The 21761-nt window shown below is 68.0% G+C and carries 19 protein-coding genes; 6 read left to right on the forward strand and 13 right to left on the reverse strand.

Annotation, left to right across the window (positions count from 1 at the left end):
• Window positions 1-57 precede the first annotated feature (57 nt).
• The 3 genes from A6M56_RS01575 to A6M56_RS01585 all read right to left on the reverse strand — a co-directional run bounded on the left by A6M56_RS01575 (window position 58) and on the right by A6M56_RS01585 (window position 3841).
• Window positions 58-1629, reverse strand: coding sequence for an aldehyde dehydrogenase (NADP(+)) (locus tag A6M56_RS01575; protein ID WP_062738223.1), 1572 nt, complete (start codon window positions 1627-1629; stop codon window positions 58-60).
• Between the two features lie 27 nt (window positions 1630-1656).
• Window positions 1657-2595: a 5-dehydro-4-deoxyglucarate dehydratase gene (kdgD, locus tag A6M56_RS01580; protein ID WP_062738222.1), complete on the reverse strand. Its 939-nt coding sequence runs from the start codon at window positions 2593-2595 to the stop codon at window positions 1657-1659.
• 184 nt (window positions 2596-2779) lie between these two features.
• On the reverse strand, window positions 2780-3841 hold the full coding sequence (locus tag A6M56_RS01585) for an SMP-30/gluconolactonase/LRE family protein (RefSeq protein WP_082062876.1): 1062 nt from the start codon (window positions 3839-3841) through the stop codon (window positions 2780-2782).
• A 115-nt stretch (window positions 3842-3956) separates the two neighbouring features.
• Between A6M56_RS01585 and A6M56_RS01590 the strand changes: the two genes are divergently transcribed.
• Both A6M56_RS01590 and A6M56_RS01595 read left to right on the forward strand, forming a co-directional pair.
• Entirely contained in the window at window positions 3957-4853 is an 897-nt protein-coding gene (locus A6M56_RS01590; protein ID WP_045218256.1) for a LysR family transcriptional regulator, read from the forward strand.
• Window positions 4854-4912: 59 nt separating this feature from the next.
• A complete protein-coding gene (locus A6M56_RS01595; protein ID WP_045218258.1) occupies window positions 4913-5275 on the forward strand; it encodes a hypothetical protein in 363 nt (120 codons plus the stop codon).
• Here A6M56_RS01595 and A6M56_RS01600 read toward each other — a convergent pair.
• Genes A6M56_RS01600 through A6M56_RS01630 form a run of 7 tightly spaced genes read right to left on the reverse strand, consistent with a single transcriptional unit; the run spans window position 5272 to window position 12303 of the window.
• Window positions 5272-6222, reverse strand: a complete 951-nt coding sequence (locus tag A6M56_RS01600) for an ABC transporter substrate-binding protein (protein ID WP_102079350.1) — start codon at window positions 6220-6222, stop codon at window positions 5272-5274. The two genes, A6M56_RS01595 and A6M56_RS01600, sit on opposite strands and share 4 nt — an antisense overlap.
• Before the next feature lie 33 nt (window positions 6223-6255).
• Complete coding sequence (locus A6M56_RS01605; protein WP_045218262.1) at window positions 6256-7419, reverse strand: c-type cytochrome; 1164 nt, start codon at window positions 7417-7419, stop codon at window positions 6256-6258.
• Window positions 7420-7433: 14 nt separating this feature from the next.
• Window positions 7434-8246, reverse strand: coding sequence for an ABC transporter ATP-binding protein (locus A6M56_RS01610; RefSeq protein ID WP_045218268.1), 813 nt, complete (start codon window positions 8244-8246; stop codon window positions 7434-7436).
• Window positions 8240-9277: an ABC transporter permease gene (locus A6M56_RS01615; RefSeq protein ID WP_045218274.1), complete on the reverse strand. Its 1038-nt coding sequence runs from the start codon at window positions 9275-9277 to the stop codon at window positions 8240-8242. Before A6M56_RS01615 ends, A6M56_RS01610 begins: the two co-directional genes overlap by 7 nt.
• 32 nt (window positions 9278-9309) lie before the next feature.
• Window positions 9310-10317 carry an ABC transporter substrate-binding protein gene (locus tag A6M56_RS01620; RefSeq protein WP_045218275.1) on the reverse strand — a complete coding sequence of 336 codons (1008 nt, stop codon included), beginning with the start codon at window positions 10315-10317 and terminating at the stop codon, window positions 9310-9312.
• Between the two features lie 43 nt (window positions 10318-10360).
• The gene (locus A6M56_RS01625; protein ID WP_045218276.1) at window positions 10361-11209 is read right to left on the reverse strand and encodes a class II aldolase/adducin family protein; all 849 of its coding nucleotides are present in this window, start codon (window positions 11207-11209) and stop codon (window positions 10361-10363) included.
• 2 nt (window positions 11210-11211) lie between these two features.
• Window positions 11212-12303, reverse strand: coding sequence for an LLM class flavin-dependent oxidoreductase (locus A6M56_RS01630; protein ID WP_045218278.1), 1092 nt, complete (start codon window positions 12301-12303; stop codon window positions 11212-11214).
• A 198-nt stretch (window positions 12304-12501) separates the two neighbouring features.
• Here A6M56_RS01630 and A6M56_RS01635 point away from each other — a divergent pair, with 198 nt between their 5' ends.
• The 4 genes from A6M56_RS01635 to A6M56_RS01650 all read left to right on the forward strand — a co-directional run bounded on the left by A6M56_RS01635 (window position 12502) and on the right by A6M56_RS01650 (window position 17052).
• Window positions 12502-13782, forward strand: coding sequence for an acyl-CoA dehydrogenase family protein (locus A6M56_RS01635; protein WP_102079349.1), 1281 nt, complete (start codon window positions 12502-12504; stop codon window positions 13780-13782).
• Complete coding sequence (locus A6M56_RS01640; RefSeq protein ID WP_045218282.1) at window positions 13779-14414, forward strand: cysteine dioxygenase family protein; 636 nt, start codon at window positions 13779-13781, stop codon at window positions 14412-14414. The genes A6M56_RS01635 and A6M56_RS01640 overlap by 4 nt, the downstream gene beginning before the upstream one ends.
• A complete protein-coding gene (locus A6M56_RS01645) occupies window positions 14411-16051 on the forward strand; it encodes a rhodanese-related sulfurtransferase (RefSeq protein ID WP_045218283.1) in 1641 nt (546 codons plus the stop codon). Before A6M56_RS01640 ends, A6M56_RS01645 begins: the two co-directional genes overlap by 4 nt.
• Window positions 16052-16176: 125 nt before the next feature.
• On the forward strand, window positions 16177-17052 hold the full coding sequence (locus A6M56_RS01650; protein ID WP_062738215.1) for an EamA family transporter: 876 nt from the start codon (window positions 16177-16179) through the stop codon (window positions 17050-17052).
• 3 nt (window positions 17053-17055) lie between these two features.
• On the opposite strand, the gene A6M56_RS01655 is transcribed toward A6M56_RS01650, so the two are convergent.
• The 3 genes from A6M56_RS01655 to A6M56_RS01665 are packed head-to-tail and all read right to left on the reverse strand — an operon-like array spanning window position 17056 to window position 21613.
• Window positions 17056-19068, reverse strand: a complete 2013-nt coding sequence (locus A6M56_RS01655; RefSeq protein WP_045218285.1) for a putative bifunctional diguanylate cyclase/phosphodiesterase — start codon at window positions 19066-19068, stop codon at window positions 17056-17058.
• Window positions 19065-19634: a YfiR family protein gene (locus A6M56_RS01660; RefSeq protein ID WP_045218286.1), complete on the reverse strand. Its 570-nt coding sequence runs from the start codon at window positions 19632-19634 to the stop codon at window positions 19065-19067. Before A6M56_RS01660 ends, A6M56_RS01655 begins: the two co-directional genes overlap by 4 nt.
• A complete protein-coding gene (locus tag A6M56_RS01665; protein ID WP_257983956.1) occupies window positions 19631-21613 on the reverse strand; it encodes a TonB-dependent receptor plug domain-containing protein in 1983 nt (660 codons plus the stop codon). The genes A6M56_RS01660 and A6M56_RS01665 overlap by 4 nt, the downstream gene beginning before the upstream one ends.
• Between the last annotated feature and the right edge of the window lie 148 nt (window positions 21614-21761).

Here is a 21761-nt window from a genome sequence, read left to right on the forward strand (position 1 = left end):
CGGTCGGTTCAGGTTGCCGGGTCCTGAACGGCCCGGCTTTTTTCTTCTTTCAGATACTTACTTCCACTGGCCGTCGACCAGACGGCGCAGTTGCAGCGGATTGCCGTCTTGCAATGCGTCGGGCAGCAGTTCTGCGGGCAAGTCCTGGTAGCACACCGGGCGCAGGAAGCGCTCGATGGCTGCCGTGCCGACCGAGGTCGTCCGCGCGTCGGTCGTTGCGGGCCAGGGGCCGCCATGCACCATGGCATGGCAGACCTCCACGCCGGTCGGCCAGCCGTTGGCCAGGATGCGGCCCGCCTTGCGCTCCAGGATCGGCAGCAGCGAACGCGCGATCTGCGTGTCGCCCGTGTCCAGGTGCAGCGTGGCCGTCAACTGGCCCTCGAGCGATTCGGCCAGCGTGCGCAGTTCTTCCGCGTCGCGGCAGCGCACGACCAGCCCGGTCGCCCCGAAGACTTCGTCGTGCAGCGCAGGCTGGGCCTGGAAGCTCTTCGCGTCGGTGGTGTAGAAGCCGGCCTGGCCGCGATTGGGCTCGCTGCTGCCCTGCCCGCGCGCGACGCAGCGTACGTTGGCCTCGCTCGCCAGCTTGTCGACGCCGCGCGTGTAGGCGGCGTGGATGCCGGGCGTCAGCATGGGCTGTGCGGGTGCCTGGTTCATGGCCTGCGCGGCGGCAGCCTCGAACGTGTCGAGATCCGGCCCCTCGATGGCGAGCAGCAGCCCCGGGTTCGTACAGAACTGGCCCGCGCCCATCGTCAGCGATGCCACGTACTGCTGACCGAGTGCAGCAGCGCGCTTGGCCAGGGCGTCGGGCAACAGGAAGACGGGGTTGATGGCGCTCAGCTCGCCATACACCGGAATCGGCTGCGGACGCGCCTGCGCAATGCGCAGCAGCGCCTGGCCGCCCGCGCGGGAGCCGGTAAAGCCCACTGCCTGGATGCGCGGATCGGCCACCAGGGCACCGGCCACATCGTTGTCTGCGAGGATCAGCGAGAACACGCCTTCCGGCAGCCCGCACTGCTCCACCGCGGCCTGAACGGCGCGGCCAACGAGTTCGGACGTGCCCGGGTGCGCCGGGTGCGCCTTCACGACCACCGGGCAACCGGCAGCCAGCGCCGATGCGGTATCGCCGCCAGCCACGGAAAACGCCAGCGGAAAATTGCTCGCGCCAAACACGGCCACCGGGCCCAGCGCGATGCGGCGCATGCGCAGGTCCGAACGCGGCAGCGGCTTGCGCTCGGGCAGCGCGGGGTCGATGCGGGCCCCCACGGCATCGCCCGCGCGTACGACGTTCGCGAACAGGCGGAGCTGGTTGCACGTGCGAGCGCGTTCGCCTTCAAGCCGTGGGCGCGGCAGGGCCGATTCCGCCATCGCGCGTTCGATCAGCGCGTCGCCCAGGGCCTCGATCTGGCTGGCGATGGCGTCAAGAAACGCGGCACGGGCTTGCGGCGCGGTCTCGCGGTAAACATCAAAAGCCGCGGCGGCCAGTTCAGCGGCACGCGCGGCCTCGGCCTTGGAGGCCAGGGTGAATTCCGGTTCGAGCCATTCCCCGGTGGCGGGGTTCATGGCGCGAACCTTGCCGGCACCACCCGCTACGCGGGCGGCACCCAACAACAGTTCGCCGCTCAATTGCATGAGAATTCCTCGTGTTTTCGGTTGCGCTCAGGCCGCAAGCTTCTCGACTTCGGCAATACGCGACACCAACGCTGACAGTTCTGCCATCTCGGCGTCGGTCAAGTCGGTCAACGGAGCACGGACCGGACCTGCATCACGGCCGATGACCTTCATACCGGCCTTGACGATCGACACCGCATAGCCGCGCTTGCGATTGCGCAGCTGGATGTACGGCAGCACGAACGCGTTGAGCATCTGGTAGACCTTGGCATTGTCGAATGCGCGCACGGCGGCGTAGAACTCTAGCGCGAACTTCGGCACGAAGTTGAAGATGGCCGACGAATACGTCGTCACGCCCATCGTCAGGTACGGCAGCGCGAACGTCTCCGCGGTCGGCAGGCCGCCGACGTAGGTGAAGCGGTCACCCAGGCGGGCGTAGATGCGCGTCATCAGTTCCAGGTCGCCCACGCCGTCCTTGAAGCCGACGAGGTTCGGGCAGCGGTCGGCCAGGCGCTCGAGGTGGTTCTCGTCGAGGACCTGGTTGGCGCGGTTGTAGACGATCACGCCCAGCTTGGTCGATTTGCAGACCTGCTCCACGTGCGCGGCCACGCCGTCGGCGGACGCTTCGGTCAGGTACGGCGGCAGCAGCAGGATGCCGTCGGCGCCGGCCGCTTCTGCGGCCTTGCAGTAAGCGATCGATTCGGCCGTGCCGCGGCCAGCCGGCGCAATCACCGGGAGCTTGCCGGCGGTTTCGGCCACGGCCGCGCGCACGACACGGTCGGTTTCCGCGGCGGTGAGCGAGAAGAATTCGCCGGTGCCGCCCGCGGCAAACAGGCCCGCTGCCGGGTGGCTGAACAGCCAGCTCAGGTTGGCGCGGTACGCCGCCTCATCGAACGACAGGTCGGACGGCTTGAAATGCGTGACCGGGAAGGACAGCAGGCCGGAGCCGATCTGTTGGGCGAACTCTTTGGGGGTATATCGGGACATGTCTCGCTCGACTGAATGCAGTGTGGTTGGTGAAGCAAATTCTTGCATCGCGATTGATTCAAGTCCAAAACAACTGCTGATTCGATTGATACAGAATTTGTATTGATACAGGGTCTTCCCTAACCGGAAGATTCAATGCTGCGGCCGCACGTGGCGACACGGCCGCGCAGCCGTCGGCACGGCATCACACCGCGCCTTCGGCCTCCACATACAGCGCGTACAGCGAGTGGGAACTGGCCATGTACAGGCGGTTGTTCTTGGGGCCGCCGAAGGTCAGGTTGGGGCAGCGCTCGGGCAGGTGGATGAAGCCGATCGGCTTGCCGTGCGCGTTGAAGACCTTCACGCCGTCGTGATCGGCCGAGTTCACGCCCACGCGCCCATCGGAGCCCCAGCCGCACCACAGGTTGCCGTCCTTGTCGACACGAAAGCCGTCCAGCGCGCCGGGGCCGTTGGCATCGATGAGCTTGGTCTTGTTGCTGGCCGTGCCGTCGGGCGCGATGTCGTAGCTCCAGATGCTGCGCGACGGCGTGCCCTTCCACTCCACGACGTACAGCTTCTTCTCGTCCGGAGAGAACGCGAGGCCGTTCGGGTTGACGAGGTCCGTGATGACCGCGCGAATGCTGCCGTTCGGGTCGATGCGATAGACGTTGGTGGTGGCCTGTTCGGGCTGGGCCTTGAAGCCCTCCCAGTTGCCGTTGATGCCGAACGTCGGGTCGGTGAACCACACGCTGTCATCGGACTTGACCACCACGTCGTTCGGCGCGTTCAGGCGCTTGCCCTGGTACTGGTCCGCCAGCACGGTGATGCGGCCGTCGTGCTCGGTGCGGGTGACGCGGCGCGTGACGGAGTGCTCGCAAGTGACGAGCCGCCCCTGCCGGTCGCGCGTATTGCCGTTGGCGTAGTTCGACGGCTCGCGGAACACGCTGAACGCGCCGTTCGTCTCGTCGTACTTCATGATCCTGTTGTTCGGGATGTCGCTCACCAGCAGGTAGCGGCCGGCCGGAAAGTACACCGGCCCTTCGGCCCAGCGCATGCCCGTGGCGAGCTGCTCGACCGAGCTGCTGTAGAGCCGGTACTTGAGGAAGCTCGGATCCAGCACCTCGACCGCCACATCGGGGTAGCGCGCGTTCGGCTTGAAGCCTTCGATCTTCTGCGCAGCCGCCAGGCCGCTGGCCGCCGCCAGGCCCGCGCCCGCCATGCGTTTGAGAAACGTGCGGCGACCGACTTCCGTGCTTTCCATGGACATGCTTGTCTCCAGAGTTGTCGTCAGCCCTCCTGTTCCAAGGGCGAGCCGATTCTTGCACCGCCAATCTTTCCGCTTCAAGATAAGGTCTGACTCAATCCATACCCGTTTTGAATCGATGTTTGAACTGAGCCAACTCCGCTGCTTCGTCGCCGTGGCCGAAGAACTGCACTTCGGGCGCGCGGCGGAGCGCCTGCACATGACGCAGCCGCCGCTCTCACGCCAGGTGCGCCTGCTCGAACACCAGGTCGGCACCGAGCTGCTCGAGCGCAACAGCCGCTCGGTCAAGCTGACGGCGGCCGGGCGCAGCTTTCTGCCGGATGCGTCGCGCATCCTGCGCCTGGCAGACGAAGCGGCAGCCACGGCACGGCGCGTGGCCACGGGGGCCGCAGGCGCACTGGCGATCGGTTTCACGGCATCGGTGGGGTATGGAAAGCTGCCGTCGCTGGTCAGCGCGGTGCGGGCCGCTTCGCCCGGCGTGCGATTGACGCTGAAGGAAATGGTGAGCGGCGCGCAGCTGGCCGCGCTCGATGCGCGGGAAATCGACGTGGGCCTGCTGCGCCCGCCGGTGGAGCATGGCGAGCTGGTTGCGACGCCGTGCTCGCAGGAAGCGCTGGTCATTGCACTGCCGGAAGCCGTGGCCGACCGATGGCCGCAGCGCCCCAGCCTGCGCGATTGCGAGGGCCAGCCGCTGCTGATGTATTCACCGTACGAGGCGCGCTATTTCCACCAGATGGTGAGCGGCCTGTTCGAACGCGCGGAGGTGCTGCCCGACATCGTCGAGTACGTCAGCCAGATCCATTCGATGCTGGCGCTGGTGCGTGCGGGCATTGGCGTGGCGCTCATCCCCGCCGCCGCCTCGATGCTGCATTTCGAAGGCGTGGTCTATCGCCCCGTCCGCACCACGCCCGCCAAGCCCGTCGAACTGTGGATGGCCTATCGCAAGGACAACGACAACCCGGTGTTCAACCTGCTCAAGGGCGTGCTGCACGCGGCGCTGTCTGAGCGGCGCTGAGCTCACGCGGCACTGCGCTTGCTGCACCCGATGGCGATTCCCACTCGTGTGGAGACGCCATGATTGACGCATCCCTTTCTCTTCGACGCCCAACCTTGTGGGCGCTCGCCCTGACGGCCGGGCTTGCAGCCGTGCTGTCTCACCCCGCGCAGGGCAAGCTGCCGCCGCCGTCCCCTGTCGAGCAGGCGGCCGCAGCGCAGCAGGCCGAGACCGAACGCGCCCAGAAAGCCCAGGAACAGGCCAAGCTGACCGAGGTACAGGACCGCCTGGCGGCCCGCTTCGGCAAGAGCGGCAACCAGGCTCCCGATGCCGTGACATCGACCACCGAACTGCCCAAGGCGGTGGCAGAGGCCCCAGGCTCCACCGGGCCGCATGGCGGGTCGCGACCGAGCGCAGAATCGCACTCGGGCAGCGCACGCTAGGCCGTCAGCGGAAACCCCGCGTCAAACGTGGACGCCACGTCCAGCCGCTGTTTGAGCAGCCCGACCTTGACGTAGAAATCGGCCGTGCGCTGCTGCTCGGCAATGATCGATGCATCGATGGGGCGCCACACCGTCTGACGCCGCGCAAACTGCAGCCGTGCGGCCTCCGGGGCAATACCGATGATGCGCGCCAGCGTGGCCGAGAAGCTGTCGACATGCTGGTACGACCACGCCTGCGCACGTACCGCACGCTGCAGGAAATCGCGCAGCACCTCGCGCTTGGCAGCCAGCGCCGCGTCGGTGGCGGCCAGGTAGCTCAGGCCCGACCACAGCCCTCGCCCGCTCACCAGCACGCGCGCGTGGCGGGCGGTCTCGGCCATCGCCGTGTAGGGCTCCCAGGTCGACCACGCATCGATCGAACCGTTGACGAGCGCCAGCTTGGCATCGGCGGGCGGCAGAAAGCGGAAGTTGGCGTCGTCCGGCCCCAGCCCGGCAGATTCCAGCGCCTTGAGCGCCACGAAATGCCCGATCGACCCGCGATTGGTGCCGATCGATTTGCCCTTCAGATCAGCCGCCGTCTTCAGCGCGGAATCGGGCCGCACGAGCACGGCGGTGCCGTATGGGTCCGACCGGTTGGCGCCGATCAGCTTGATGCGCGTGCCGGCGGCCAGCGCAAAGATGGCCGGTGCATCGCCGATCGGCCCCAGGTCCACGGCCCCGGCATTGAGCGCTTCGGCCAGCGGTGCCGCAGCCGGAAACTCCGTCCACTGGATCTCGTACGGCACGCCCTTGAGCGCATCTGCGGCCTCAAGCAGCGCACGCAGGCCGCCTTTCTGGTCGCCGGCCTTGAGGACGGGGCGTGACTGCAGCGATTGCGCGAAGGACAGCGCAGGCGCAGCGGCCAGCGCCAGGCCGGATTGGAGCAAACGTCGTCGGGAAGTGAACATGTCGATGGCCTGTCGGTCTGATGTGTGGGTCAATCAATGAATGAAGCCGCCCTTCACGTAGCGCACGGGCTCGGCATCCATGCGGGCGATCAGGGCGTCGAGGCCGCCGGTGGGCGATCCGACGGTTTCACGGTGGGTGGAGGTGCACAGGAAATCCGCATCGGACCACGCCGTGCCAGGCTGCCCGCGCGCACGCAGCCAGCCGTCGCGATCGGCCAGCAGTTGCGTGCCGGCAAACGCCTGCGGCGCGGTGCCGGCAATGGCGGCGAAGACCGGCCACGCCTCGGGGCTCGCCGCCACGCAGCGCACCTGGAACGGACGCACCGGCGCGGGAAGCTTGCCGTCTGGCGTGACGAGGAGCGTCTGGAAGCGCGGGTCTTCCAGGGGAATCCGGTCCGCCGTGTCGACGGCCACCACGCGCACGCGCTGGCCGTTGCGCCATGCAGCCAGCGGCGTGGGCGGCGCGTCGCCGCAACGTACGGGCAGCGCGGGAATCGCCACCGGCACCGGCCATCCGCCGGCACGCACGCCGCCGCTGGCAGCCAGCACGTTCATGTAGTCGAGCGCGGCCCAGAGGTCTGCGTCGCTCAGTCGATTGGCAAAGGCCGGCATGGTGGCGTTGCCGTGCGCATCGTGCATGCCGTGCGCGATATGCCAGAACAGCTCGCCATCGGCACGGCGACCGAGGAGCGGGCCCACGACCGTGGGCGGCCAGCGTGTGAGCGTGGCGGCCAGCGGCCCTTCGCCGCGGCCGTCTGTGCCGTGGCAGCTTGCGCATGCGGCGTGGTAGACGTGTGCGCCTTGCGTGATCGACGCCAGCGAGAACGCGGTCGGGCTCACATGGAAGCTCGTCGGCACGGCGGCCGAAAACACCACCGCCGAGGGCCAGGGCGCCACCACGAGCAAGCCCGCCGCCACACCAAACGACACCGCGCGCCAGCGACGCACGAGCAAGGCCGTGCACACAGCCAACAAGGCAAGTACCACAACGATCAGCGTGAGCCCGAGTTGCCGTGCCTGCCCGAGGTCGATCAGCAACGTCTCGCCGGCAATGCGGACGGCCCAGGGCCACGCGGGCTGGCCATGCACGTCGCCTGTCAGCCCCAACGCGCGCCAGACGGTGAGCACACTGTGCTGCGCCCATTGCAGGAAGACGAGCAGCGCGTTGAGCCACACCGTTGGCGGCGGGCCGCTCATGATGCTTCGGTCATCTACCAGCTCTCGGCCAGCCCGAGATGGCGGAGCGCCTCATGCCGCAATGCGCCGAGCCTCGGATCGCCACGGTGGCGCGGATACGGCAGGTCGACCGTCAGCTCCGCCGCGATGCGCGCCGGGCGCGGGCTGAAGATGACGACGCGCTGCGCCAGGAACAGCGCCTCTTCCACATCGTGCGTGACCAGCACCGTCGAAAACCGCGCACGCTGCCAGAGCGACACGAGCTCGCTCTGCATGGCCAGCCGCGTGAGCGAGTCCAGCTTGCCCAGCGGCTCATCCAACACCAGCAGCTGCGGATCGTTGACGAGCGCACGGGCCAGCGCCACACGCTGCGCCATGCCGCCCGACAGCTCGTGCGGAAACGCGCGGTGGAAGCCGCCGAGGCCAACGCGCTCGAGCGCATCGTCCACGCGGTCGCGCTCGGCCTTGAGCACGCCGCGCGCCTGCAACCCGAGGGCCACGTTGTCCCACACGCGCCGCCACGGGTACAGCGTCGGATCCTGGAAGACGACGATGCGCGATGGGTCCGGCGCGGTGATCGGCACATCGTCCTGCAGGATGCGGCCGCGCGTGGGCGGCTCCAGCCCGGCAATCAGCCGCAGCAGCGTCGACTTGCCGCAACCGCTCGGCCCGAGCAGCGCGACGAACTCGCCGGGCTGCACGGTCAGGCTCACGTTGTCGAGCACCTGCAACGGATTGGCCTGGCTGCCGAACCAGTGGCTCACGTCCTGCACGTCGATCCGCGCCCCGTTCTTCGACGATGGCACCGGCGCCTCGATCGTCGCCTCGCGTTCGAGCACGGCTACCATTTCAGCGTCCCCTGCTGCCAGACCAGGGCGCGGTCCCGCACCTTGAACAGCAGCGTGATGATGCTCGAGAAGAGCAGCGCCATGACGATCAGTGCGGCATACATGTTCACGTACGAGGCCCAGCCCTGTGCCCACGTCAGGTACCAGCCCAGGCCCGATTTCACGCCCATCATCTCGGCGGTCACCAGCACGGTGAACGACGCACCCAGGCCCATGAACAGGCCCACGAACACCTGCGGCAGCGCCGCCGGAATCGCCACGCGCAGCACCAGGAAGGCGTTGGATGCCCCCAGCGTGCGCGCGACGTCGTAATACCGCTTGCCCACGCCCGCCACGCCCGACCACGTCAGCACCGCCACGGGAAAGCCCGACGCCAGCGCAATGAGGAACGCCGCCGCCGAATAGCTCGACGGAAAGAAGTAGAACGTGATCGGCAGCAGCGCCGTGGCCGGCAGCGGCCCCAGAACGCGCAAGACCGGATGCACCCAGTAGCCCACGGCACGCGACCATCCGATCGACACGCCCACCAGGAAGCCCGTGAGTGCGCCGAGGAAGTAGCCGATGCCCAGCAGCTTGAGCGTGTTGACCACGCTGCTGCCCAGGCGCGGCCAGTCTTCGGTATAGACCTCGATCAGCGCCTGGGGCGGCGCGAAGAACGGCGTGGGCAACACGCCCGACTTGGCCGTCAACGCCTCCCACAATGCCAGCACAGCGGCCACCGCAACCAGCCATGGACCCGCCGGCTGCACTGCCTCCTGCACGGCGCGCAGCGGCACGACATACGCCCCGGCCACCGCAAGCACGAGCAGCGCAATGCCGGCCGCCAGCGCCGTCATGCCAAGCTCGGTCGTGAACGCCCAATCGCTGAAGCCCACCACGTGGTTTGGCCAGCGCCACGTCACCAGCCCGAATGCCGCCCACGCGATGGCCGCCGCCACGCCCGTGCGCCAGACACGGCCGCCGGCTGCGGCGCCCGCCAGCGGATGGGCCAGCGCGCCCGGTGCCTCCAAGGTTTGGGGGATCGTGCTCATGTCGATGTGCTCCTCATGTGCGCAGGGCCGGCTCAGGCCAGCACGTTGACGTACACGTGCTGCGCCAGGCGCTGCGGGTCGGTCGTCTTCTTGATGACGCCAATGCGGCGGAAGTCTTCCGCATAGAAGGCGATCTCGTCGCGCAGGTCGACGCCCGTGGGGTGATGCGTGTAGGTGAGCGTGGCGTAGAGCTTGCGCAGGTCGTCCAGCGCCACCTTGGGCGAGTACTTGGCAAACACCTTGGCCGCCTCGTTCGGGTTTTCGTTGACGAAGTCGGTGGCCTGCACGATGGCGCGGGCCAGTGCGGAGGCCGTCGGCCGGTCGTTGCGCACGAGCTCGCCGCGCGCGCCGATCACGCAGCAGACCTTGCGGGCGTATTCGCCGGAAAGGTTGGTTGCCAGCTCCACATAGGCGCCATGGGTCCGCTTCTCGAGCAGGTAGAGGTTCGGGTCGCCGTCGGCAATGGCCTGGATCTCACCCTTGTCGACGGCCACGCCCAGCAGGTCGGCCGGGTATTGGCGCCACGTGATGTCGCGGTCGGGGTCGATGCCGTTCTTGGCCAGGAGGATGGTGAAGAAATGCTTGCCCGGCGCGGCCAGGTCGCTCACGCCTACAGTCTTGCCCTTGAGCGCCTGCAGGCTCGTCACGCCCGCCGCCTTGGCCCCGACCAGACGCACGCATCCGCCGTGCGAACTGCCGATGATCTTCACGTCAAAACCGGCCTCCAGCGGCTTGAGCCAGCGGTGGATCATGCCCACGGCAGCATCGGCCTTGCCGGTGGCAATGGATTCGAGCAGCTGGTCGGTCGAGCCGCTGTAGTTGATCAGGTCGACCTGCAGGCCGTTCTTCTCGAAGAAGCCCCGCTCCTGGGCCACCACGATCGGCGTCAGGCAGAACGAATTCTGGTTCCACGCAAACGTCAGCTTGCGCGGCTGCGAGTAGGCCTTGCGGCCCAGGATCAATGCCGGCCCCGCCAGCGCCGTGGCCGCCGCCGCATGCAATACCTTGCGGCGAGACAGATCCGCTGTGTCTTGGCTCATGAATGCTCCCCGTGATGATGCGTTTGGTGTCTTCTGTGCAGGTTCAATCGAGCAGGTCCGGCTCGGCGGCGACGAGGCCGGCGTAGAGGCTCTCGAAGGCGTGCAGTGCGCCCTCCTGTCCGCCCACCTGGCTGTGCGTGCGGCGCGCCGTGGCGGCATCGATGGGCTGCGGCGCGTGCGTCCTGCCGGCCGCTTCGGCCAGCAACTGCGTATGCGCAGCGTTGTCCAGCGCGATGTACCACCACGCTGCGGCTTCCACCGTCGGCCCGGCGGTGAGGATGCCGTGGTTCTTCAGGATGACGCCCTTGTGCGTGCCGCCGTCCGGCTTGCGCAGCGCGTGGGCGATGCGGTCCCCTTCGCTCGTGTCGACCACCATGCCGGTGAAGTCGTCAAAGAGCGCGTGGTCTTCGTAGAAGGAGCACGCGTCCTGCGTGAGCGGATCGAGCAGCCGGCCCAGTGCAGACCACGCCTTGCCGTACGTCGAGTGCGTATGCGCCGCGGCCACGATGTGCGGATGCGCTTCGTGGATCGCCGCGTGGATCGCAAACGCCGCCTTGTTGAGCGGGCGGCTGCCGATAACCGTCTCTCCGCGCGCATTGACGAGCAACAGGTCCGAGACCTTGATGCGCGAGAAATGCACGCCGAGCGGGTTGACCCAGAAGTGGTCCGTCAACTCCGGATCGCGCGCGGTGATGTGGCCGGCCAGGCCAAGATCGAAGCCATGCCGCGCAAAGATGCGGAAGGCGCCGGCCAGCCGTTCCTGCCGGTGGCGCCGCTCCGCCTCCAGCGTCGGCCGTGTGGCGGGCGGATCAAACCAGAACTTCTGCTGCGGAACGGCGTTCAGCTTGAGGGCGCCCGGCGCCGGCCGGTCGATGCACAGAACGGCGCTCATGATTACGCCGCCTTGCGTTGCGCATCGCGCTGCGCAACCAGCTCGCGCACGCGCGGGATCAGCGTGCGGCCGTAGTCCACCACGTCTTCCAGCGGATCGAAGCCACGGATGAGGAACGTCGTGACGCCCAGGTCGTAGTAATCGAGCAGCGCGTCGGCCACCTGCTCCGGCGTGCCGACCAGCGCGGTGGAGTTGGAGCGCCCGCCGGTTTCCTTGGCGATGGCCGTCCACAAGCGCTTGTCGACGCGCTCGCCCTTGTCTGCTGCAGCGAGCAGGCGCCGGGCGCCCTCGCTCTGCTGCGGGCCGCCACGGCTGTAGCCCTGCTGCACGCGCAGCGCGCGCGTGCGTTCGAGGATGCCCTCCGCACGCTTCCACGCAGCGTCTTCCGTCTCTGCCAGGATCGGGCGAAACGATACCGAGAAGCGAATGCTGCGCCCATGCCGCGCGGCCTCCGCACGCACACGCGTGGTCAGCTCACGCACCTGGTCGAGCGACTCGCCCCACAGCGCATAGACATCGGCGTGCTTGCCGGCCACTTCGATCGCCACATCCGATGCCCCGCCGAAGTAGATCGGCACATGAGGCTTCTGGGCAGGCTTGACCTCCGAGAAGCCCTGCTCGAAGCGATAGAACTGGCCTTCATGGTCGAACGGTTTGGCTTCCGTCCAGATGCGCCGCAGGATGCCGAGGTATTCGTCCGTGCGTGCGTAGCGTTGGTCGTGGTCGAGGTAATCGCCATCGCGGCGCTGCTCGCTGTCGGAGCCGCCCGAGATGAAGTGCACGCCCAGGCGTCCGCCGGTGAACTGATCGAGCGTGGCGATCTGTCGCGCGGCCAGCGTCGGGTTGGTGAAGCCCGGCCGGTGCGCGAGCATGAAGTGGATGCGCTCCGTCAGCGCGGCCGCATACGAGATCGTGAGCGTGGCGGAAGGCCCGGTCGAATGATGCGGCACCAGGATGCGATCAAAGCCGGCCTGCTCGTGGGCCTGGGCAAAGGCCCGCACATAGTCGCGGTCGACCACCGGCCCGTTGGGATCGGGCGGATGGATTTCCGACTGCTTCTGGGTCTGGATCATGCCGATGAAATCGACGCTCATGGTGGCTCCGTTTCCGCATATCGTTAGAAGGCCGGCGGGCATGCCGCGCCCTGCCGTGAATGCGAACGAAGTTACGCCACCGCCTGCGCTGCCAGAACGAATAATTTCAACGCTGCATATTCGGCATCGGTCGTTCGCCGCATCGGGCAACGCCGATACGCTGTGCGCCATGTCACTTGCTTACTTCGCTGTGTTGCCATGTCGTCCGTCCCCTTGCATCGCCTGCCCACACCGCCCGAGCGGCTTGCCGAAGTGCTGGCCGGAGTCACGCCGCAGCTTGCTGCTTCCGCGGCCGAACACGATCTGCACGGCACGTTTGCGCACGAGAATTTTGCAGCACTGCACGCGTCGGGTCTCATTGCGCAGGTCATTCCGCAATCGCATGGTGGCGGCGGTGCCGACCTGAAGACCGCGCGGCAGATCGTCTCCAGCATCGCCCGCGCCGATGCGGCCACCGCCCTCGTGCTGACCATGACGTACCTGCAGCACCGCGCCATCAGCCGCACGGATTCGCGCTGGCCCGAGCACGTGCGGCAGCAGGTGTTTGCCACCGCATTGAACGAAGGCGCACTCATCAACTCGCTGCGGGTGGAGCCCGATCTCGGCTCGCCGGCGCGCGGCGGCTTGCCGGCCACGGTGGCCACGCGGGTGGGCAACCGTTGGCGCATCCGTGGCCGCAAGCTCTACAGCACCGGCAGCCCTGCGCTGCGCTGGCTGGCCGTGTGGGGGCGCACCGACGAACCAGAGCCGCGCGTCGGCTTCTTTCTCGTGCCGCGCCCTTCGGCCGACACGCCCGGCATCCGCATCGAACAGACGTGGAACCACCTTGGCCTGCGCGCCTCGGGCAGCCACGACGTCGTACTGGAAGACGTGGAGATCCCCCTCGACCACGCCGTGGACATCCGCCCGCCCGCGCAGTGGACGGCGCACGGCGCCCAACAGGCCTACACCACGGACACCGGTGCGCAGCTCGACCAGCAGGCATGGATGACGGTGCTGCTTGGCAGCCTGTACGACGCGGTCGCGCAGTCTGCGTGGGATTGGCTCGCACAGTTCCTGAACACGCGCGCGCCGGCCAACCTGGGCGCGCCACTGGCAACGTTGCCGCGCGTCCAGGAAACCGCGGGCGACATCGCCGCCGCGCTGCGCACGAACCGCGTGCTGCTCGACCACGCCGCAGAGGCCGCAGATGCCGGGGCACCGCTGTCCATCACAGACAGCGGGTTGCTCAAGTACACCGTCACCACCCATGCCATTCGCGCGGTGGAGCTCGCCCTGCAGCTTTCCGGCAACCACGGCCTGTCGCGCCACAATCCGCTGGAGCGCCACTACCGCGACGTGCTGTGCAGCCGCATCCACACGCCGCAGAATGATTCGATCCTGGTGGCCGCCGGCCGCGCCGCGCTTGGGGTTTCACTGGACGGCGCGCGCCAACTCCAGCAAGATCGTTCCGCTTCCATCGCCAGAACCGGATCATGAGCCCACCCGCCCTTGCCGCTGTGCCGCCGCCAGCGCAGTCCATCGCGCCGCTGCGTGATTTCGTGATCGCGCTGTCGCGCCTGCTCGAGCAGCAGCCGACCGAGGCCGAGATCCTGTCGCGCGCGGGGAGCCTGCTCGGCGCGCTTGTCGCCCGCGACGACTGGCTGCCCGCCGAATACGCGCAACCGCACCCCGAGCACTTCCAGCAATACCTGCTGCATGCCGACTCGGGCGAGCGCTTTTCCATCGTCAGCTTTGTGTGGGGCCCCGGCCAGCGCACGCCGATTCACGACCACACCACATGGGGCCTGATCGGCATGCTGCGCGGCGCTGAATACTCGCAGCCGTTCACGCTCGACGCGCGCGGCGTACCGCAGCCGCATGGCGCCGCCGTCCGGCTGGAGCCCGGCGACGTTGAACGCGTCTCGCCGCGCGTTGGCGACATCCACCGCGTGCACAACGCGTTTGACGACCGCACGTCGATCAGCATCCATGTGTACGGCGGCAACATCGGCGGCATCCACCGCTCGGTCTATACCGAAGAGGGCGAGCGCAAGCCGTTCGTCTCGGGCTATTCGAACACTCACCTGCCCAATCTCTGGGATCGTTCCAAGGACACGTCTGCATCATGAGCATCGTCATCGACACGACTGAATCCCCCGTGGCCGCCCCGCTCGCGGAGACCCACGTGCCCACGCTGACCTACGCCGAGGTGCGCGCCGCCCTGCTCGCCCGCAAGGAGATCGCGCTGCTCGACGTGCGTGAAGAAGACCCCTACGCGCAGGGGCACCCGCTATGGGCGGTGAACCTGCCGCTCTCGCGCCTGGAGCTGGAGGCGTGGTCGCGCATTCCGCGCCGCGATACGCTGATCGTGCTGTACGGCGAGCACGACGGCGTCGACCTCGCCACGCGCGCCGCCGCGAGGCTGGCCGAACTCGGCTACACGCGCGTCTACCTGCTCGAAGGCGGGCTCGACGGCTGGCGTGCCGCCGGCGGCGAGGTCTTCCAGGACGTGAACGTGCCAAGCAAGGCCTTCGGCGAATACGTGGAGGCCCAGCGGCACACGCCGTCCTTCAGCGCACAGGAAGTCAAGGCGCTGATCGACGACAAGCGCGATGTGGTCATCGTCGATGCGCGCCGCTATGACGAGTTCCAGACCATGAGCATTCCCACCGCGACGAGCGTGCCGGGGGCCGAACTCGTGCTGCGCATCCGTGAGCTGGCGCCGGACCCGAACACGCAGATCATCGTCAACTGCGCCGGCCGTACGCGCAGCATCATCGGCACGCAATCGCTGGTGAACGCCGGCATTCCGAACCCGGTGGCGGCGCTGCGCAACGGCACCATCGGCTGGTTGCTGGCCGATCAGGTGCTGGATCACGGCGCCAGCCGCCGGCATCCGCAGACCGTGTCCGAGGCAACACGCGCGCAGGCGCAGGCCGATGCACGCGCCGTGGCCGAACGCGCGAACGTGCCGCGCATCGCACTGGCCGACGTTGCCGCGCTTGAGGTGCCCGACCGGACGCTGTACAAGCTCGACGTGCGCACGCCCGAGGAGTACGCCGCCGGCCACCTGCCCGGCTTCGCCAGCGCGCCGGGCGGCCAGCTCGTGCAGGAAACCGACCACACCGCCGCCGTGCGCGGCGCGCGCATCGTGCTGGCAGACGACGACGGCGTGCGCGCCGACATGACCGCCTCGTGGCTCGCGCAGATGGGCTGGGAAGTCTATGTGGTGGATCCGGTCGACGCCAGCCAACGCAACGTCACTGGCGCATGGCAGCCCGCCGTGCCGGCGTCACCGGCCGTGCGTACCGTCGATGCGCACGCGCTGGCGGGCTGGCTGGAGGCCGGCGATACCGCCGTCATCGACGTCACCCGCAGCGCCAATTACGTGGCGCGGCACATCCCGGGCGCCTGGTTTGCCGTGCGTTCGGATCTGGCCGCCGCGCTGCAGCGCATTCCGCCCGCGCGGCGGTACGTCCTGACCTGCGGCTCGAGCCAGCTCGCGCGCTTTGCCGCTGCCGACCTGGCGGGGCTCACCCAGGCCGAGGTCTGGGTGCTCGATGGAGGCACCGCTGCGTGGGTTGCCGCCGGCCTGCCCGTCGAAACCGGCGAAACGCGCCTCGCCTCCGAGCGCATCGACCGCTACCGCCGCCCGTACGAAGGCACGAGCGCGCCGCGCGCGGCCATGCAGGCGTATCTCGACTGGGAGTTCGGCCTGGTGGGGCAGCTCGCACGGGATGGAACGCATGGCTTCCGTGTGATCTGACCGGGCACGAGCGCCGCGCGCGCTCACGTGCTTGCTAACCCCGCTCACAACGAGCGATAACAAAACTCGTTTTGCGCATAAGCGTGCCTTGAGTAGCATCGGGGCTTCCTCGCCGAGGTCCCGCCATGTCGCCGTTTATCGCTCTGTGCCTGCTCATCACGTACGTGGTGTGGGGCACGACCTATCTCGCCATCCGCTTTGCGCTGACCGATCTTCCGCCCTTCCTGATGATGGGTTCGCGGTTTCTGGCTGCGGCGCTGCTGCTTGCACCTGTCGTCATCCTGCGCCAGCACGAGCGGCCGAGCGGGCGGCAAGTGCGCAACTGCGCGCTGATCGGCGCGTTCATGCTGGTGGGCGGCATGGGCATGACGGCCGTGGCCGAGCAGACGATCTCGTCAGGGGCCACAACGGTCATGATTGCGTCGATGCCGCTGTTCTCGACGCTGTGGACGCTGCTCGCGGGCGGCCGCCTGCGTGCGTATGAGATCGGCGCCATCGCGCTGGGCACCATCGGCATTGCGGTGCTGTTTCGCGGGGCGGAGTTCCAGGCCAGCACCGTCGGCGTGCTGGCGCTCACGGCCGCCATTGCTTCGTGGTCGTTCGGCTCGCAACTCTCCAAGCGCATCGACATGCCCAAGGGCATGACGGCCTTCGTACTCGAGATGGCCTTTGGCGGCGTGGCGCTGGTGCTGCTGAGCCTCCTGACGGGCGAGAGCTGGCCACGGCATGTCGGCATGCAGTCCGCGCTGGCGTGGGGTTATCTCGTGGTGTTCGGCTCGGCGGTTGCCTTCACGGCCTACATGGCGCTGGTCGAGCGCGTGTCCACCGTCATGGCGACGAGCTATGTGTACGTGAACCCGCCCATCGCCCTGCTGATGGGCGCATGGCTGGCCGATGAGCAGGTCGCGCCGCAAACGCTCGGCGCAACGGCCATCATCCTGGCGGCGGTGGTGGTCCTGACGGCCGGCGCAACGCGAGCGGCGCGCCGCGCCGCAGCGTGAGCCCTATCCGGCCAGGGAAGACGGCAAGGCCCCAAGCGGCACCCCGCCGTCTTGCGGCTCGGCACGGCTGCTGTCCTGCGCCTCATTGCCGAGCCGCCTGACCCACGCTATCAGCGATGGCGCGTCCAGCGGCCGCGAAAACAGATAGCCCTGCCCCAGATCGCATCCGGCCCGGCGCAGCAGTGCGAGCTGGTCGGCGCCTTCCACGCCTTCGGCCACCACCTGCATGTTCAGGCTGTGCGCCATGGCGATGACGGCGCTGGCAATCGCTTCGCCGTCGCCCGGCATGCGCTGGACGAAGCTGCGGTCGATCTTCAGCTTCTGGATCGGGAAGCGCTGCAGATACGCCAACGATGAATACCCTGTGCCGAAGTCGTCGATCGACAGGCTGATACCGGCCGCGTGCAGCGATTCGAGCAGCGTGATGTTGGTCTCGATATCTTCCATCAGCACGCTTTCGGTGATCTCGAGTTCGAGCAGATGCGGCGGCAGGCCGGTGTCGCGCAGCACGTCCATCACGCTTTGCACCAGGCTCGGATCGCGCGTCTGCCGCGCCGACAGGTTGACCGATACACGCAGCGTGACGCCGTCTTCGCGCATCCAGCGGGCCACTTGCGCGCACGCGGTGCGCAGCACCCACATCCCGAGCGGCACGATCAGGCCCGTTTCCTCGGCCACGGCGATGAACTCGCCGGGGCCGATCACGCCGATCTCCGGATGGCGCCAGCGCACCAGCGCCTCCACACCGTGGACGTTCGATGCGGCGATCGCAGCGTCGTGCGCGCCGTCGGTGCGCAGGCGCAGTTGAGGTTGATAGGCCAGCAGCAGCTCGTCGCGGTCCAGTGCGCGGCGCAGGTCGGCCTCCACACGAAGGCGGCGGCGGGCCTGCTGGTCCATCTCCGACGTGAAGCTGGCGGCGGCGTTCTTGCCGTGGTTCTTGGCGTGGTACATCGCCGTGTCGGCATTGCGCGTGAGCACCTGCACGTCGCGCGCGTCATGCGGATACAGGCTCACGCCCACGCTGGCCGTCACGTAGATCTGGTGCAGATCGAGCGCAAACGGCGCCGCGAGGGCCGCCAGCACGCGCTTGGCCAGCCCATCGGCCAGCGCGGCCGCATCGGCTTGCGTGATCTGCGCGCGCCCCGAGAGTTCGGCGATGACGGCAAACTCGTCCCCGCCGATGCGGCACAGCACGGCGCGCAGGTTGGCTTGCTCGATCACGTCGTTCAGCCGGCGAGCAACCTGGCGCAGCAGACGGTCGCCGTTGTTGTGGCCGAGTGTGTCGTTCACCACCTTGAAGTTGTCGAGGTCGAGCAGAAGCAGCCCCACGGCGCCCACCTGCCCCGCGCGCTTGAGCGACACGTGCAGGCGTTCGTTGAACGCGTGCCGGTTCGGCAGCTCCGTCACCGAATCGATGTGGGCGAGGTAGTCGAGGTGTGCCTCGGCCTGCAGCACGGCACGGCGCATGCGGGCGATGACGAGGTACGCGAGCCCCATCGCGCCGATGCCCACCGATACCGTGAGCACGGCGTAGCCGAGCAACTGCATGTAAAGCTCTGCGAGGCTGGAGCGGATGACCACGTAGCCGATCACGCGCCGCTCGGATTCCACCGGCTCGACCACCTGAAGCGTCGTCAGCGTCGACACATCGGACTCGCGCAGCATGGCGGCATCGGGCGCGGCCACCGGTGCGGCATTGCCGTGCTGGTACAGCGCGAGCGGCTTGCGCAGCGCGCTGAAGATGCCAGCCGCACGCAGCGACGGCGAAGCCTCCAGCGCGGCGAGCGTCTCTTCGGCCGCGCGCCGGTCATTGAACAGCAGCGCCGCCACGCTGTTGGCGCCGATGATGCGCGCCTGCACATGCACATCGCGCACCAGGGCGGCGTGCAGCGCGATGAACTGGAACACGATCAGCAGGAAACCCGCGATGGTCAGGGCCGCGCCCGCGCCGGCCATGTTGGCGCGCACCACGGAATGCCCAAGGCGCGGGCGCGATGTCGTCAACGCTTCGCTCATTGCACGCTCCTTGCCAGCCGCAGCAACTGCGAACTGAGCTCCAGACGAGCCTGGCGCGCAGCCGCCGCATCGATGTCGAAGACCACGCGATCCCCGTCCAGCGCCAGCGAGATCACCGGGTCCGGGCCGCTGCCGCGTGGGGTCCGGGGCTGGTCGGAGATGACGAGCACGGCGGCAGCCGGATCGACCCGGACACCGTTGGCCGCCCGCGCGTCGATGACGAGCACATGGCAGCCGGTGGCCGTACTGTCGTTGAGTCTGCGGATTTCCAGGCGGTGTCCTCGCACGGGTTTTCCTGTCAGTTTTTCCAGCGCCGCCTGCAGCGGGTGATCGGGTTTCACACAGACCACCATGGGCCCGTCGGGCGGCATGGCGTCGGGCGGCCAGGTGGTGAACAGCGCAAAGTTGTAGACGAACGCCGCCTTGACCTGCGTCTCGCTGGCCTGCTTCTGCGCGCAGGCGGTGTGCATGCCCGCCGCGCCGGCCAGCACGATCCCCAGCGCCGTACAGAGCTTGCGCGCGCTCGGCCATCGGGCGCTTCGTGCGAGGTCGTGCCGGACGGTCATCGGAAGGTGTACGTGAACTTCACGCCCAGGCTGCGGCCGTCCTGCCGGATGGACGGCTGCTCCAGCTCCGGCCCGGCCGGATCGGCATAGCGCCGGCCGAACACGTTGTAGATGCTGGCCGACATCTCGAGGTTGGGCAGCAGCCGCGCCGCCGCCACGGTCAGGTTGGCGATCCAGTAGCCGCCCACGCGGCCCAGCGGCGCGTCCGACGTCGTGAGCCGGCTGCTGATGTACTGCGCCTCCACGCCCGCACGCCAGCCTTCGCGCCACACTGGCACGGTGGCATTGAGCTTGAACATGTGGCGCGGCGAGTTCGACAGCGTCTGGCCGGTATCGATGTCCTCCGAATGCTGGAAGCTGTAGCTCGTGCGCAGGCGCGTGCCGCCCGGCCAGCGCTGCTCGTAGCCGAGTTCCACGCCGCGCGTCCGCACGCGGGCCACGTTGCTGAAAAACAGCAGGCCGGTGTTGGGGTCTACGCTCTGGCTGATCAGGTCCGACACGTTGTTCTGAAACACCGACACGGTCGCCTTGCCGCCTGCCGCCACGCGCTGTTCAAGCACAGCCTCATACGTGCGGATGCGCTCGGCCGAAAGGCGCGAGTTCAACTGCTCTCCACCGGGCGCGCTCGTCTGGTAGTGCAGCTCATAGTCGTTGGGCGCGCGGTAGGCCATGCCGTAGATCGCCTTGACGGTGGTCGACGGCGTGGCGTGCCAGATCAGGCCCACGCGCGGGCTCAGCATGCCCGGCGCAAAGCTGGTGTGGTCGTAGCGCAGGCCCGAATCCAGCAGCCAGTCCGGGTGGAACGCGAACTGGTCCTGCAGGTACAAACCCATGCGGTGGTTGCTGCGGTGGTCGTCAAGGTAGCTGACATACGGCACCGTGTCGAAATTGCGCATGGCGTCGCGATAGTCGCGCTGCAGCTCGGCGCCCACGACCACCGTATGCCGCTCGATGCGCCGGGTCACCAGCTTCAGCTCGGTGCCGTACCACGCGGTGTCGAACGCGTCGCGGTTGATGCCGGCCGGCGGCGGGTTGTATGCGTAGTCACCCTCCGACACATAGCGGCCCCAGTACAGCCGCGCCGATACATCGGTCAGCTCGTCCAGCGCGTGCTGCCAGGTGCCGTTGACCATGTATCGCGTGTCGACGGTGCGCGAGCGCGGGTCGTTGAAGCTCTGATCGTAAGGCGCGGTGGGCACGCCCTTCGTGCGATCGGCGTAACCGAAGCTCAGGCCGAACTCGCCAAAGCCGCCCTTGGCGAACAGCCGCCTGGCACGGTCGAAATCCATGCCGCGTGCCACGCCGTCGCTCACGCCGGGCTGGTTGAACTCGCCGAAGTACAGGTCGCGGCCCGGCGCGTCGTTCATGCTGGCAGAGAGCAGCCATTCAGCGCCGTTGTCCGCGCGCTGGCCCCAGGTCACGCGGCCTTCGCGTCCATTGGGCGCATTGGGGCTGCCCGTGAAGCCGCTGACCTGCACGCCGCCGATGTCGCGCCCGCGCTTGGTGATGACGTTGATGACGCCAAACAGCGCATTCGAGCCATACACCGCGGACCCCGCCCCGGGCACGTATTCCACGCGCTCGATAAGGTCGACGTTGAGCTGCGCATCGGTGCCGACGGCGGCCTGGTCGAAGATGGGGTCGTTCGCGCGGAAGCCGTCGATCAGCAGCAGGAAGCGCGTGTCGTAATCGCCCGCCCGCAGAAAGCCCCGCGCGCCAAGCGTCGTGTAGTTGCGGTCGTAATTGGTGTAAAGCCCCGGCAGGCTGCGCAGGATGTCGGCCAGGGTGCGCCAGCCGTGCGCCTTGATGTCGTCTGCGGTGATGACGGAGACATTGGCCGGCGCATCGTCGGACGCCTGCGCGTATTTGGAAGCACCGGTCACGACCTGTACCTGCATCAGCTGCTCGATAGGCAGCTCCGTCAGATCGGTTTCCGCGTGGCTGGTTGAGCAAAGCAACGTACACAGCACCGCAAACATTTGCGCGTGGCCCCTGCGCCAGCCGGGCGCGAACGGCGTCACGGCCAGGCGGGTCCGGCAATACCGTGCAAGGGCACGGGCAATCACTACATGCGGCGGCATCAGCAGAACCGAGCGTGTCTGCTCGGGCGTTCGGCGGGTTTCGGGT

The organism is Ralstonia sp. RL (assembly GCF_001683835.1).
Taxonomy (GTDB): Bacteria; Pseudomonadota; Gammaproteobacteria; order Burkholderiales; family Burkholderiaceae; genus Ralstonia; species Ralstonia mannitolilytica.